The organism is Ruegeria sp. CH10 (genome assembly GCF_056537125.1).
This window is the reverse complement of the sequence record NZ_JBQFQY010000004.1, coordinates 183,260-197,315: the sequence shown is the minus strand read 5'-3', so window position 1 is coordinate 197,315 and position 14,056 is coordinate 183,260. Positions and strand designations below refer to the sequence as shown.

At 59.5% G+C, this 14,056-nt stretch carries 13 protein-coding genes; 8 read left to right on the top strand and 5 right to left on the bottom strand.

Features of this window, described 5'->3' with window-relative positions:
* Positions 1–2: 2 nt before the first annotated feature.
* Positions 3–1,232, top strand: a complete 1,230-nt coding sequence (locus ACRZ94_RS13805; protein ID WP_480797574.1) for a glycosyltransferase family protein — start codon at positions 3–5, stop codon at positions 1,230–1,232.
* Here the strand turns inward: ACRZ94_RS13805 and ACRZ94_RS13800 are convergent.
* Together ACRZ94_RS13800 and ACRZ94_RS13795 are read right to left on the bottom strand one after the other, a co-directional pair.
* Positions 1,216–2,952, bottom strand: coding sequence for a sugar phosphorylase (locus ACRZ94_RS13800; protein WP_480797695.1), 1,737 nt, complete (start codon positions 2,950–2,952; stop codon positions 1,216–1,218). The genes ACRZ94_RS13805 and ACRZ94_RS13800 overlap by 17 nt on opposite strands.
* Before the next feature lie 119 nt (positions 2,953–3,071).
* Positions 3,072–3,689, bottom strand: coding sequence for a TetR/AcrR family transcriptional regulator (locus ACRZ94_RS13795; protein WP_480654260.1), 618 nt, complete (start codon positions 3,687–3,689; stop codon positions 3,072–3,074).
* 183 nt (positions 3,690–3,872) lie between these two features.
* Here ACRZ94_RS13795 and ACRZ94_RS13790 point away from each other — a divergent pair, with 183 nt between their 5' ends.
* The 6 genes from ACRZ94_RS13790 (at position 3,873) to ACRZ94_RS13765 (ending at position 9,330) form a co-directional block, all read left to right on the top strand.
* Positions 3,873–4,802, top strand: a complete 930-nt coding sequence (locus tag ACRZ94_RS13790) for an AEC family transporter (RefSeq protein WP_480797573.1) — start codon at positions 3,873–3,875, stop codon at positions 4,800–4,802.
* Positions 4,803–4,907: 105 nt separating this feature from the next.
* Positions 4,908–5,741 (top strand): S-formylglutathione hydrolase, encoded by an 834-nt coding sequence (gene fghA, locus ACRZ94_RS13785; protein ID WP_480797572.1) that lies wholly within the window; start codon positions 4,908–4,910, stop codon positions 5,739–5,741.
* Positions 5,742–5,744: 3 nt separating this feature from the next.
* Entirely contained in the window at positions 5,745–7,202 is a 1,458-nt protein-coding gene (gene sthA, locus ACRZ94_RS13780; protein ID WP_480797571.1) for a Si-specific NAD(P)(+) transhydrogenase, read from the top strand.
* Positions 7,199–7,654: a YaiI/YqxD family protein gene (locus ACRZ94_RS13775; protein ID WP_480797570.1), complete on the top strand. Its 456-nt coding sequence runs from the start codon at positions 7,199–7,201 to the stop codon at positions 7,652–7,654. Before sthA ends, ACRZ94_RS13775 begins: the two co-directional genes overlap by 4 nt.
* A 147-nt stretch (positions 7,655–7,801) precedes the next feature.
* On the top strand, positions 7,802–8,422 hold the full coding sequence (locus tag ACRZ94_RS13770; protein WP_480654250.1) for an HAD family hydrolase: 621 nt from the start codon (positions 7,802–7,804) through the stop codon (positions 8,420–8,422).
* Positions 8,419–9,330: an ornithine cyclodeaminase family protein gene (locus ACRZ94_RS13765; protein WP_480797569.1), complete on the top strand. Its 912-nt coding sequence runs from the start codon at positions 8,419–8,421 to the stop codon at positions 9,328–9,330. The genes ACRZ94_RS13770 and ACRZ94_RS13765 overlap by 4 nt, the downstream gene beginning before the upstream one ends.
* On the opposite strand, the gene ACRZ94_RS13760 is transcribed toward ACRZ94_RS13765, so the two are convergent.
* The gene (locus tag ACRZ94_RS13760) at positions 9,327–10,565 is read right to left on the bottom strand and encodes an MFS transporter (RefSeq protein WP_480797568.1); all 1,239 of its coding nucleotides are present in this window, start codon (positions 10,563–10,565) and stop codon (positions 9,327–9,329) included. The two genes, ACRZ94_RS13765 and ACRZ94_RS13760, sit on opposite strands and share 4 nt — an antisense overlap.
* Positions 10,566–10,715: 150 nt before the next feature.
* On the opposite strand from ACRZ94_RS13760, the gene zapE reads away from it, so the two are divergent.
* Positions 10,716–11,774: a cell division protein ZapE gene (gene zapE, locus ACRZ94_RS13755; RefSeq protein WP_480654245.1), complete on the top strand. Its 1,059-nt coding sequence runs from the start codon at positions 10,716–10,718 to the stop codon at positions 11,772–11,774.
* Positions 11,775–11,849: 75 nt separating this feature from the next.
* On the opposite strand, the gene ACRZ94_RS13750 is transcribed toward zapE, so the two are convergent.
* Positions 11,850–13,124, bottom strand: a complete 1,275-nt coding sequence (locus ACRZ94_RS13750) for a bifunctional folylpolyglutamate synthase/dihydrofolate synthase (RefSeq protein WP_480654243.1) — start codon at positions 13,122–13,124, stop codon at positions 11,850–11,852.
* Positions 13,121–14,053 (bottom strand): acetyl-CoA carboxylase, carboxyltransferase subunit beta, encoded by a 933-nt coding sequence (gene accD, locus ACRZ94_RS13745; RefSeq protein WP_480654241.1) that lies wholly within the window; start codon positions 14,051–14,053, stop codon positions 13,121–13,123. The genes ACRZ94_RS13750 and accD overlap by 4 nt, the downstream gene beginning before the upstream one ends.
* Positions 14,054–14,056: the final 3 nt, after the last annotated feature.

The window sequence follows — 14,056 nt, the reverse complement described above, 5'->3', positions numbered from 1 at the left end:
ACATGGCAGATTTTCATCAGAACGGAAACATCACCACCCTCCACAATCTGCGCAGCAGACCGGCCGAGCATCTGGCGCATGAAATCTCGGTCTTTTCGCAAACCCGCAAGATCACCCTGATCCTGCCTTGCCTGTACTCTGAACTGCAAGGGCCAGCGCTGGCGGGTATTCTGAATGAGCTGTCGCAGGTCTCTTACCTGCACCGAGTCATCATCGGTTTGGATCAGGCAGATGAGGCGCAGTATCGCCACGCCCGCAGCTTTTTCGCTGACCTGCCGCAAAACCACGCGGTGATCTGGAATGACAGCCCGCGACTGACCGAGCTGCAATCCCAGTTGCAAGAGCTGGGGTTAGCGCCGCAAGAGCCGGGCAAGGGCAAAAATGTGTGGTCCTGCATCGGCTACCTGCTGGCCTGTGCCGACAGTTCGGTCATGGCGATCCATGATTGCGATATCGTGACCTACAACCGGCAGATGCTGGATCGGCTGGTTTATCCGGTCGTCAACCCGACGTTCCCGTTCCAGATGGCCAAGGGGTTTTATCCGCGCGTCGGCGACGGAAAGCTGAACGGTCGTGTCACGCGCCTGCTGGTCAGCCCGCTGCTGATTGCGCTGAAAAAGGTGATCGGGGATCGCGATTACCTCGATTACCTGCGCAGCTTTCGCTATCCGCTGTCTGGCGAGTTCGCCATCCGCACACCAACCCTGCCCGATCTGCGCATCCCGTCGGATTGGGGGTTAGAGATTGGGGTGCTGTCCGAGGCGTGGCGCAATCTGGCACCAAAATCCGTCTGTCAGGTCGAGATCGCCGACAATTACGATCACAAACACCAGGACCTGTCGCCCGAGGATGCGGGCCGCGGTCTGTCACGCATGTCCACCGATATCTGCAAGGCGATCTTCCGCAAACTGGCTGCGGATGGCACGATCTTTACGCCCAACACCTTCCGCACGCTCAAGGCGACCTATTACCGGTCCGCTTTGGATTTGCTTGAGGGCTACTACACTGATGCTAAGATGAACGGGCTGGAACTGGATCGGCACAAGGAAGAAAAATCTATCGAGCTGTTCGCCGAAAACATCATCCGCGCAGGGCAAGTGTTTCTGGACAACCCGCATGAGACCCCGTTCATCCCTACGTGGAACCGGGTTCATTCCGCCGACCCGGAATTCCTGTTGCGCCTCAAGGCTGCTGTGTCTGACGATTTAGAGGAATTCACCCCGCGTTCGTGATCCAGCGGCACTGATACGGCGCCAACACGATGTCGGGGCCGTTGGTGGCCAAAATCTCTCCGGTCAGGGCGTCGGTCCAGACTTCTTCGGCGATCATGTTGAACTCAGCGGGGCTGACATGGACCTGCTCGGCCGAGACATTGTGCAGGGCAAAAATAGACTGGCTTCGATCCAGACTCTGCCGCCAGATGCCAAACACGCGATCATCCAGCCGCAGCGTGAATTGCGTGGCGTTGGGGTGAAAGGCCGGTTGCTGGGCGCGCAGGCGCAGACGTTTGGACAGTTCCGACAGCACCAGCGCCTGGTTGGAGCCCGGATCGGCCAGCCGCGCCAACAAATCGGGATAGTGCCAGCGGTGCCGGTTGATTGCCCGGTTCATGCCGCGCCGTTCCACGGCCTCATGGTCGTTCGGCGTGGCCAGCAGCGAGTGGATGTAAAAGGCCGGTATCCCCTCCAGCGACATGACGATGGTTTGCGAGCAGATAAATCGCGCCAGATGATACTGATCCTTGCCCGCGAAGGTGGCGCGCATCGCCTCAAAATACCCGCAGTTCAGTTCATAGGGTTCTTCGCGCCCATCCGGCAGCGCGCGCATTGACACCAGACCACCGATCCGGCGCACGGTGTCGATCATGCGCTCTTTTTCATCCGGGGGCAGCAAGCCTTCGGCGGGGCGCATGCCGATGCCGTCATGGCTGGCGGTGAAATTCAGATAGGCACACCCCAACTGCGCGGGTGGCATCGCGGCCTGCCATTCGCGCAGATACTGCGCCGTACCCGACTGCATCGCATGCAGGATCAGCGGCGGCAGGGGGAAGTTGTAGACCGCATGCGCCTCGTTCCGGTTGCCGAAATAGCTGAGGTTTTCGGTGCGCGGCACGTTGGTTTCCGTCAGCAGCACCAACGTTTCAGTCGCGTAGTCGCACAGCAACCGTAGCAGCTGCACGATGGCATGGGTCTGCGGCAGGTGAATGCAATTGGTGCCGATCTCTTTCCATACAAAGGCCACCGCATCCAAGCGCAGAATGCGCACGCCCTTGTCGATATGCAGGCGGATGATCCGCAGCATCTCAACCAAAACCTCGGGGTTCGAGAAATCCAGATCAACTTGGTCATGGCTGAACGTGCACCAGACGTGCTTTTCACCCTGATTGGTGTCGACCTGACGCAGCAAAGGCGTGGTTCTGGGGCGCACGACGTCTGACAGATCATCCTCGGGCGAGGCCTGAAAAAAGAACCTGTCATATGGGGCTTTGCCCTGAAGAAAATCGGTAAACCACGCACCCTGACTGGACACGTGGTTCAGGACCAGATCGGACATCAGGTGAAAGTCATCCGCGATCCGGGTGATATCCGCCCAATCCCCAAGCTGCGGGCTGACGGTGTAATAATCGGACACCGCAAACCCGTCATCCGAGGTGAACGGAAAAAACGGCAGGATGTGCACGCCGTTCACCACACCGCTCAGGTGTCGGATCAGGAAATCATGCAACAGGTCCAGCGGCTTGTGGGCCTGATCCTCGATCGAGTTGCCATAGGTGATCAGAACACTGTCTTTTTCCGACCACAGCGTATTGCCTGGCTTGCGCCCCTGTTTGCGCCTGTGCGAGCCCTCGGGCCAGAAGGCATCCGAGATCTGATGCGCCAGCTTTGCATGATCGTGGGCAGGGTAAATCTGAACAAGCAAATCGTTCAGTCGCCGCGAGAAATTGGTATTCACACTGGTCAAGGGTCACAGGGCCTGAGTTGCATCCGCCCGATGGTTTGCCAGATCGGTGCGTCTGTCAAACATCATTGGCCGGTTTGGCCTGTCTGCCCCTGCGCTTGCCTAAATCTTGGTCAAACCCCGTAGCGTGCCATGAACATATCAACGGCCTGCAACGCGATTTCGTCGATCTCGGACTGATCGAACTTGGATTGAATACCCAGCGCGGCCTTGGTCCAGATGCGCACCTTGCACAACTCCGAGAATTGTTCGGCCGCGATCTGGACGTCTTCGATCGCCAGCTCGCCCTTTTTGACGGCCTTTTCCAGATATTCGACCATGTGGCGCTGGCCGTTCTTCGGCCCGGCTTCGAAAAACACGCTGCCCAGCTCTGGAAAGCGGTCGCGTTCTGCGACGCAAATGCGAAAGACCTGTTGTGAAAAATCCGAAACCAGAAACGCCGCGAGATGTGTTGCAGTGATTGTCAAAACCTCGCGCGCGGGTTTGGAATCATCGATCATCGAGATGACGTTCTCAGCCATCCGTTTGCATTCGGTCTGGGCGACTTCCATGAACAAAAGCCGTTTGTCGGGGACATAGCTGTACAGTGTCGCCTTTGAGACGCCTGCCGCGCGGGCGATGTCATCAACGCTGGCGCCTTCGAACCCATCCGCCATGAACACCTCTCGGGCACCGCGCAAAACCTGATCGAATTTACGACCTGTGCGAAGGATGGCGGCTGTCTCGGTCATGGGTGTTCCTTAATGCGTTGATCCCCTGAAACTATAAACCGTTTAGTTCAGATACAACGATTCGCGTCGCGAACGTGACCTCAACACCATGAATTTTGTTCAATTTTGCGCAATCGACTTGTGACACGGTTCAGCCCTGGCAAGAGGCTTGCCGCGCTGTCAAACAATGCTAACACTCTGGTCATGGTCGATATCTTTCTACGCACGCTTCCGTTTTTTGCGATCATCGGCCTGGGCTATTGGGCCGGGCGCAGCCGGTTCTTTACCGAAGAGGCAACGGCCTACCTGACCAAATTCGTGTTTTTCTTTGCCCTGTCGGCCATGCTGTTCCGCTTTGCCGCCACCCTGCCCTTTGCCGAGATTTTCAACGGGCGGTTGGTGATCGGCTACCTGCTGGGAACGGCGACGGTTTATGCGCTGGCGACATTCGTGGCCTGGATGCGGGGTTTGGACATTCCCACCTCCGCGGTCGAAGCTCAATGCGCCGCCATCGGCAATGTGGGCTTTCTTGGGCTGCCGATGCTGGCCCTGCTGTTGTCCGAGGCCGCCATTGGGCCAGTGATGCTGGTTCTGACCGTCGATCTGGTGGTGTTTTCATCCCTTATCGTGATCCTGATCAATGGCGGGCGCGACGGGCGCTTGACCCCGGCCACCCTGCGGCTGATCGGATTGGGTTTGATCAAGAACCCGATGATCGTGTCAATCTCAGCCGGTATGCTGTGGTCTGCGTTTCAGGTGCCAGTGCCGGGTCCGCTGAACGATTTCCTGACCATTTTGGGCGGGGCCGCCACACCGGGTGCCCTGTTCGCCATAGGCGCTTCGCTGGCTTCGAAATCTGCCGAACGCATGAAGGTCGCCGCGTGGCTCAGCTTTTGCAAGCTGGTCATTCACCCGCTTTGCGTCGCGGTTGTCCTGATATGGGTGGTGCCTGTTGATGCCTTTGCCGCTACTGTCGCCATCGCCGCTGCCGCACTGCCCGTGGCCGGGAATGTCTATATGCTGGCGGCGCATTACGGCGTGGCCCCGCATCGGGCGTCGGCGGCCATCCTGCTGTCCACAGCCGCAAGCATCCTGACCGTGCCTATCGTGATTGCGTGGGTGGCGACGCTCTGATCTTCACCTTTTCGCAAAATACTCTTTTACCGAAGGCTGCCGCACTTTACGTGCGGCTTTGAGGGCGTTAGCCATGGCTCGAACTTAGTGTAAGGATTCAGCCAGATGGAAACCCTTTCGGAAAACGCCTGTTTCGGTGGTGTGCAGGGTGTGTACCGCCATGCTTCTTCAGCTTGCCAATGCGATATGACCTTTGGTCTGTTCCTACCTGCCGAGGCCAAGGATGGCCCGGTTCCGGTGCTGTGGTATCTGTCCGGCCTGACCTGCACCCATGAAAACGCCATGACCAAAGCCGGAGCCCAAGCGTGGGCAGCCGAGCAAGGCATCGCGGTTGTTTTTCCCGACACCTCGCCGCGCGGCGAAGGCGTGGCCGATCATGAAGACTACGATCTGGGCCAGGGCGCCGGGTTCTACGTGAACGCAACGCAGACACCCTGGGCCCCCCATTTCAACATGTGGGACTACGTGGCCGAGGAACTGCCCGCCCTGCTGGCCGAAACATTTGCCATCGACATGGACCGTCAGGCCATCACCGGCCATTCGATGGGCGGCCATGGCGCGCTGACGCTGGCGATGAACCTGCCGAGCCGGTATCGCTCGGTTTCTGCCTTTGCGCCGATCTCGAACCCGACCGGGGCGGATTGGGGCCGCAAGCAGCTCAGCGCCTATCTGGGCAATGATGAGGCAGCATGGGCCAAGCATGATGCCTCGGTCATGATGAAAGAGGTCGGTTTCGATGGGCCGATCCTGATTGACACAGGCGCAAGCGACCAGTTCATGGACCTGCTGCGCCCCGAAGCGCTTGCACAGGCCATTGCCGAGCGCCGCCAGCAGGCGACCTATCGCCTGCAGCCCGGCTATGACCATTCGTATTTCTTCGTCTCGACCTTCATGGAAGACCATATCACCTTCCACGCCGAAGCGCTGTATGGAGACTGAGGCATGAGCAACTACGACTATGACCTGATCATCATCGGTTCCGGCCCGTCGGGTCGGTCAGCCGCGATTCAGGCGGGCAAACTCAAACACCGGGTTCTGGTGATCGACCGCAAGGACCGGTTTGGCGGCGTATCCGTGCACACGGGCACCATCCCCTCCAAAACCCTGCGCGAAACGGTGCTGAACCTGTCGGGCTGGCGCGAGCGGAGCTTTTACGGACGATCCTACCGGGTGAAGGACCAAATCCGCGCCGAAGACCTCAAGGCGCGCCTGCACATGACGCTGGACCACGAAGTCGATGTGCTGGAGCATCAGTTCAACCGTAACCACGTGGACACGCTGAACGGGCTGGCCAGGTTTGTCGGCCCGCATGAGGTTGAGGTCGCCACCGACGCAGGCGACAAAACCCGTCTGACAGCGGCCAAGTTCCTGATCGCGACCGGGACAAAGACCTATCGCCCGGATTATGTGCCCTTTAACGGCAAAACCGTCGTGGATGGGGATGACTTCCTTGAGATGGTGGAAATTCCCCGCTCGCTGGTGGTGATTGGTGCCGGGGTGATCGGGGTGGAATACGCCACCATGTTCTCGGCGCTGGATGTGCGTGTGACACTGATTGAGCCCCGCGACACTTTCCTGGATTTCATCGACAGCCGCCTGATCCACGACTTTACCCATCAAATCCGCGAAAACGGTGTGGACCTGCGTTTGGGTTCTGCGGTGGAAAAGATCGAGGACGCGGGTTCGCATGTCGAAGTGACATTGGAAAACGGTCGCCATGTCCGGGCCGAGATGCTGCTGTTTGCAGCGGGTCGGATGGGCGCAACCTCGGCGCTGAACCTCAAGGCGGTGGGGGTGGAAACCGATCACCGCAATCGGATCAGCGTGGACCGGAAAACCTATCAGACCGCCGTGCCACATATTTACGCGACGGGCGACGTGATCGGGCACCCCTCGCTGGCCTCTACATCGTTGCAGCAGGGGCGCGTTGCGGCCTGCCATGCGCTGGACACCCCTACCTTACCGGAAAGCCCGTGGTATCCTTATGGCATCTATTCGGTGCCCGAAATCTCAACCTGTGGCATGTCCGAGGAAGAGCTACAGGAACGAGGGATTCCCTATGAGGTCGGCGTCGCGCGGTTCCGCGAAACCTCGCGCGGACATATCATGGGGTTGGAACATGGCATGCTGAAGATGCTGTTTTCGCTGAAAACCCGCCGGGTACTGGGTGTGCAGATCGTGGGCGAAGGCGCGACCGAGTTGATCCATATCGCGCAGGCGGTGCTGAACCTGAAAGGTACGGTGGATTACTTCGTTCAGAACACCTTCAACTACCCGACACTGGCCGAAGCCTACAAGATCGCCGGGCTGGATGCGTTCAACCGCATGCCGATCCCCGAAGAGTTCAAGGTGAAGAAAAAGCCCGCTGAACCTGTGAAGAAAGAGGCCAAGAAAGCGTGACCACGCTCTATGTCGATGGCGATGCCTGCCCCGTCAAGGCCGAGGCCGAACGGGTCGCCACACGGCACAAAGTGCCGATGGCGCTGGTCTCGAACGGGGGGCTGCGGCCGTCGGCCAACCCTTTGGTTCAGGTGGTGATCGTGGCCGAGGGGGCTGATGAGGCTGACAAGTGGATCGCCGAACGCTGCGGTCCGGGGGATGTCGTGGTGACGTCTGACATTCCGCTGGCCGCCAAATGCGTTGAGGCTGGCGCGCGGGTGCTGCGCCCCAATGGTGAGGCGTTTACGCAGGCCAATATCGGTCAGCAACTGGCCATGCGTGATCTGATGGCTGACCTGCGCGCAGCAAACCCGTTGGGCGCGGGCGGCGGCGGTAAACCTTTTGGCAAGGCGGATCGGTCACGTTTTCTGGACGCGTTGGAGCGGGAATTGCGGGCCGCGCTACGCCGGTAACCCTCCCGCCGATAGTCAGCGCATCAAAGATGCGCGTCCTCTCGTTGGGCCGGGCAGCGCGTGCCGCGCTGCGGTTGCGCCTTGTCAATCCGGGTTGGGGTTGGTTCAGTCGGCGGCAATGAAAAAGTGATTCAACAGGGGCGTAACATGCCAATTGAAGCTGTGATTTTTGACATCGGGAACGTTCTGATCGAATGGCAACCGGAACGCTATTACGACAAGGTCATCGGCGAAGACCGCCGCCGGGCCATGTTCGATGAGGTGGACCTGCACGGGATGAACGATCTGGTCGATCAGGGGCATCATTTCACCGACACGATCTACAATTGGGCCGAGAAATACCCCGCGTGGCGCGATGAAATCCGTATGTGGCACGACAATTGGATTGAGCTGGCCGCCCCTGAGATTCCGCACTCGATCCGGTTGCAGCGGGCGCTGCGGGTCAAAGGTGTTCCCGTCTTTGCACTGACAAATTTCGGGGTGCAGAATTTCGACTATGCAACAACCGTTTACCCGTTTCTGAATGAGTTTGACCGGCATTATGTCTCGGGCCGGATGAAGGCGGTAAAACCGCATGTTCCGATCTATGAGATGGTTGAGGCAGATTGTGGCGTGCCCCCTCAGGCGTTGCTGTTTGCGGACGACCGGATCGAGAATATCGAAACCGCGCAGGCGCGTGGTTGGCAGACGCATCATTTCACAGGACCGCAGGGCTGGGCTGACCGTCTGGTGTCCGAGGGGTTGCTGACGAAGGAAGAGGCGCAATGAACGTCCTGCAAATCCCTTTTGCGCAAGGCGAAGCCAATCTGGACTGGGTCGAGCTGACCGAAGCCATTGCAGAGGGTCACCAACGGCCCAAAGCACAGATCGAAGACACGTTTCTGTACCGGGGTGAGGATACGCTGCTGTCCCGATCCGCATGGGTTGACGGGCTGGGGATAGCGGTGAAATCCGCCACGATTTTCCCGGGCAACGCTCAGGCCGGGCGGCCGCTGATTGATGGGTCGGTCTGTGTTTACGATGACGCGGATGGTCGGCTGGCAGCTTTGGTGGATTTTTTCCTAGTCACCAAGTGGAAGACAGCCGGGGATAGCCTGTTGGGCGCACTTCGGCTGGCAAATCCCGACAGCCGCAATATCCTGATCGTTGGTGCGGGGCCGGTTGCGCAATCCCTATGCGAAGCGTTTGCCGCAGGGTTTCCGCAAGCCAAAATCCGTTTGTGGAACCGGACAAGCGCCAAGGCTGAGGCTCTGGCCGCGCGGCTTGGGAATATTGACGTCGAATACGATCTGCCCGATGCGGTGGACCGCGCTGAGATCATCGTAACGGCCACGATGAGCACTGAGCCCTTCATCAAAGGCGAATGGCTGCGCCCCCGCCAGCACCTGAACCTTGTCGGGGCCTATCGCCCGGATATGCGCGAAGCCGAAGACCTTGCGCTACAGCGGGCCCGCATCTTTATGGACAGTTTTGATTCAACCGTCGATCATATTGGCGAGATCAAGATCCCCATTGCGCAGGGCGTTATCACCCGCGAAGATCTGGTGGCCGACTATTACGATCTGGACAGGTTCGCACCCGACCCCAATGCGATCACCTTGTTCAAGAACGGCGGCGGCGCGCATCTGGATCTGATGACCAGCCGGTACATTATCAGCAAATATCGGGGCGATTAGGCGGCGGCCATAGCCGGGCGGTTTTCTCGGATGGGAAGGTGAACAATGGCGCTGAACGCTCCGATGGCGACGCCGATCCACCAGACCATCGTGTAATCTCCGTACTGGTCATACATGCGGCCCCCCAGCCAGACGCCCAGAAAACTGCCGACCTGATGGCTGAAGAAGATGATGCCATAGAGCGTGCCCATGTAGCGCAAACCATAGAGATGCGCGACAAGACCGGAGGTCAGAGGCACAGTCGCCAGCCAGAGCGATCCCATCACCAGTGAGAAGGCAATGACCGAGATCGGCGTGATCGGGAAGACGATAAACACCGCCGCAGCCAATGTACGGGCGGTATAGACCGCCGCCAGCAGGTATTTCTTGGGAAAGTGATTGCCAGCCCAGCCAGCCAGCAGCGTACCACCGATATTTGCCAGTCCGATCAGCGATATAGACATGGCCCCCAGGGCAGACGTCGTGGTGATGCCCATCGAATGCAGTACCCCTCCGGGCTGGATGGGGCCACACATCTCGGTGACAAAGGCAGGGAAGTGCGCGGTGACGAAGCCCAGCTGATAACCGCAACTGAAAAAGCCCAAAAAGATCAAAGCATAAGACGGGTCGCGGAAAGCCCGTCCGACGATCTGTCCCATGCTTTCCTGCAATTCGGCCTTTGTTGCCGCCTGAGGGGCGCGCATGAAGGGCAGCGTCAGGATCAGGGCCAGAATGGCAATGGCAAACACGATGAAAACCTGCTGCCAGGGCAGAAAGCTTAGCATCCATTCGGCTGCAGGGGCGCCCAGAACCTGACCAAAGCTGCCCGCTGCTGTCACGATGGCCAGTGACATCGATCGGTTTGCATCCGATGAGGCCCGACCCACAACAGCCAGAACGACGCCAAAGCCAGTCCCCGCGATACCGAAACCCACCAGCCACGCATACATCTGATGCTCGAACGGGGTGACGGACCAGGCCGACAGCACCATCCCGGCAGCATAGATCAGGGCGCCAAGGACAATCGCACGTCGATCCCCGATCTTTTCGGCCATCGCTCCAAAGATTGGCTGGCCAATTCCCCAGGCCAGATTCTGAATCGCAATCGCCATCGAAAAGTCGGTGCGCAGCCAGCCGAACTCATCCGCAATCGGAATCTGGAACACCCCGAACGAGGCGCGCACGGCAAAGCTGACGGTGATGATGATACATCCCACGATCAGGATCGGGTTCAGAAGGCGAGCGGTTTGCGGCATGAGTGTCTCGGATACGGTGGTCTTGTGGACGTTAGGGGTTTTGGGCCGTGCGTCAAATCAGCAGATTTGCGGTCACGCGTAAGGAAATTTGATGCATCGGGAAAACTGCCCGCTTTTCAAGGGGCAGCGTGGGCGCTATGGCTCAGTCCCATGACGGATTTGATTTCGCTTTACGATGCCCGCATTGCCGACGGAACCCTGACGCGCGATGACGCGCAAGAGGCGGTGCTGCCGCATTTTGAGCGTATTCGCGAAGCGCTTGCTACTCCGGTCAAACGCGGATTGTTCCGCAAAGCGCCCCCGCCGCCCAAGGGGCTGTACCTGTGGGGCGGAGTCGGGCGTGGCAAGTCCATGTTGATGGATATGTTCGTGGATGCGCTGGAAGATATTCCCGCGCGGCGCGTGCATTTTCATGCCTTCATGCAGGAGATCCACGCAGGCATGCACAAGGCCCGTCAGGATGGGGTAGAGGATGCGCTGGCCCCGGTTGCGCAGGAGGTCGTGAAATCGGTCAAACTGCTGGCCTTTGACGAGATGCAGATCACCGATATCACCGATGCGATGATCGTGGGCCGATTGTTCGATCTGCTGTATGAAGGCGGGGTTGTGGTTGTTACGACCTCGAACCGGCATCCGGACGATCTTTATAAGGACGGGCTGAACCGGCAGCTGTTCCTGCCCTTTATCGCGCATATCAAGGACCAGCTTCAGGTGTGGGAACTGGTCTCACCCACCGACTACCGCCAAAACCGTCTGGAAGGTGCACCGGTCTATTTCACCCCGATTGGTCCCGAGGCGCGGCAGAGCGTGCGCAGCGTCTGGAACGACTTGTCAGGTGGCGCGGCTGAGCCGTTGATCCTGCAGGTCAAGGGCCGCTCGGTTGAACTACCTGCGTTCCGCAACGGGGTGGCGCGGGCGTCATTTTATGATCTGTGCGGACGGATGCTGGGGCCTGCGGATTATCTGGCGATTGCCGAGGAACTGAAGGTTTTGGTGTTGGAGGATATCCCCCGCCTGTCGCGCAACAATTTCAACGAGGCCAAGCGCTTTGTGACTTTGATCGATGCGCTTTATGAGGCGAAGGTCCGGCTGATCTGTTCCGCCGCAGCGGAGCCCGAGATGTTGTATGTTGAGGGCGAAGGGACGTTCGAGTTTGAGCGCACCGCCTCACGCCTGCGGGAAATGCAGGATCAGGATTGGGGGAAATAGGGGGCTCTGCCCCCGCCGCGCGTTGCGCGACTCCCCCGGGATATTTTTGGACAGATGAAGCTGCGCGGGATTTGTTCAGCCGTTTTCGCGCAGGATATGGCCAGCCAGATAGAGTGAACCGCAGATCAGCACGCGGGCCTGCGGGTCTTGGGTGGTGATGGCCTTAAGGGCCTCAGCAACGCTGTCTGCTGTGGTGGCGGGCAGGTTGACCTTGGTCGCGGCGGCGGCGGTGTCTTCGGCGCTGAGGGTTGCGGCCTCACCCGGGATGGACACGGCGGTCAGGCTTTGTGCCTGCCCAGCCAGCGGGGCCAGATAGCCGGTGACATCTTTGGTGTTGAGCATGCCGCAGATCATATGCGTCGGGCGGGCAGGCAGTTTGGCCAGAACGTCAGCGAGCGCAATCCCGGCAGCGGCGTTGTGCCCGCCATCGAGCCAAAGTTCGGCCTGTGGCGCGGAATCAACCAGCGGGCCGGTTTTCAGGCGCTGCATCCGCGCGGGCCATTCGGCGCGGGTCACGGCGGCCTCATAGGCGTCATCGCCAAGGTTCAGGTGGCGCAGAACAGCGAGCGCAGCGCCTGCGTTCTGAATCTGGTGTGCGCCCAGCAGGTTCGGCAGCGGCAAGTCGCGCAGACCGGTTTCGTCCTGATAGATCAGGCGTCCGTTTTCCTCATGCACGTGCCAGTGCTGGCCGTGGATCAGCAGCGGCGCGCCAAGGCGGGCGGCGGTGTATTCAATGACCTCAAGCGCCTCGTCCTGCTGCGGGCCGACGATGCAGGGCACGCCGGGTTTGATGATGCCTGCCTTTTCGGCGGCGATCTTGCCCAGCGTGTCGCCCAGGAACTGTTCGTGGTCGATTGAGACCGGCGTGATCACCGTCACGGCAGGTTCGTTGATCACATTGGTGGCGTCCAGACGGCCACCCAGCCCGACCTCAAGCAGCGTGTAGTCGGCCTGCGTGCGGGCAAAGGCCAGCAGGGCGGCGCAGGTGGTGATTTCGAAATAGGTGATGTTTTCGCCATTATTCGCGGCGTAGCATTCATCCAGCACCTCGGTCAGGGCGGGTTCCGAAATCAGTTCTCCGGCCAGACGGATACGTTCGTGGAACCGCGCCAGATGCGGCGAGGTATAGGCGTGGGCCGACAGCCCTGCCCCCTCAAGCCCGGCGCGGATCATCGCCTGGGTCGACCCTTTGCCATTGGTACCAGCGATGTGGATCACCGGCGGCAGTTTGGTTTGCGGATTGTCCAGTGCGGCCAGCAAACGCCAAACGCGATCCAAGGTCAGGTCGATGATCTTGGGGTGAAGCGCCATCATCCGGTCGAGGATGACGTCCGAGGTCTGGTTGGTCATTTCTCGGCCGCGTCCTCGGCGGGTGCATCGACAGGGGCGTCTTCGGGCTCGGGCGCAGGCAGGTCGCCTTTGACCGCCGGGGGCTGGTTCATCAGCATGCGAGTGATGGTGATCAGCTCTTCGCGCATCTCGGTGCGTTTGGTCACGCGGTCCAGCATGCCGTGGTCCAGCAGGTATTCGGCGCGCTGGAACCCTTCGGGCAGCTTTTCGCGGATGGTTTGCTCGATCACGCGGGGACCAGCGAAACAGATCAGCGCATTGGGTTCCGAAATATGCACGTCACCCAGCATTGCGTAAGACGCAGTCACGCCACCGGTGGTGGGGTGGGTCAGCACGACGATGTAGGGCAGGTTTGCCTCTTTCAGCATCTCAACCGCCACAGTAGTACGCGGCATCTGCATCAGGCTGAGGATACCTTCCTGCATCCGTGCGCCACCGGCAGCCGAAAACAGGATCAGCGGGCGCTTGAGCTTTACCGCCTCTTGCGCGGCAGCGATGATGGCATTGCCCACGTACATACCCATCGATCCGCCCATAAACGAGAAATCCTGCGCGGCGGCAATGATCGGCGTGCGACCGATTTCACCGGCGGCGACCAACATCGCCTCTTTTTCGCCGGTCTTTTTCTGGGCCGCTTTCATGCGGTCAGGGTATTTCTTTTGATCACGGAATTGCAGCGGGTCGTCTTTGGGTGCGGGCACCTCGACCTCGGTGAAAATACCGCCGTCAAACAGGTGCGTGAACCGGTCACGCGGTGTGATCGCCATGTGGTGATCGCACTGGGTGCATACATTCTGGTTCTCTGCCAACTCGCGGTGAAACAGCATCGTGCCGCATTCGTCGCACTTGTGCCAAAGGTTTTCGGGCACCTCGCGGCGCGAGAAGATCGAATTGATCCGGGGGCGGACGTAGTTTGTGATCCAGTTCATGTC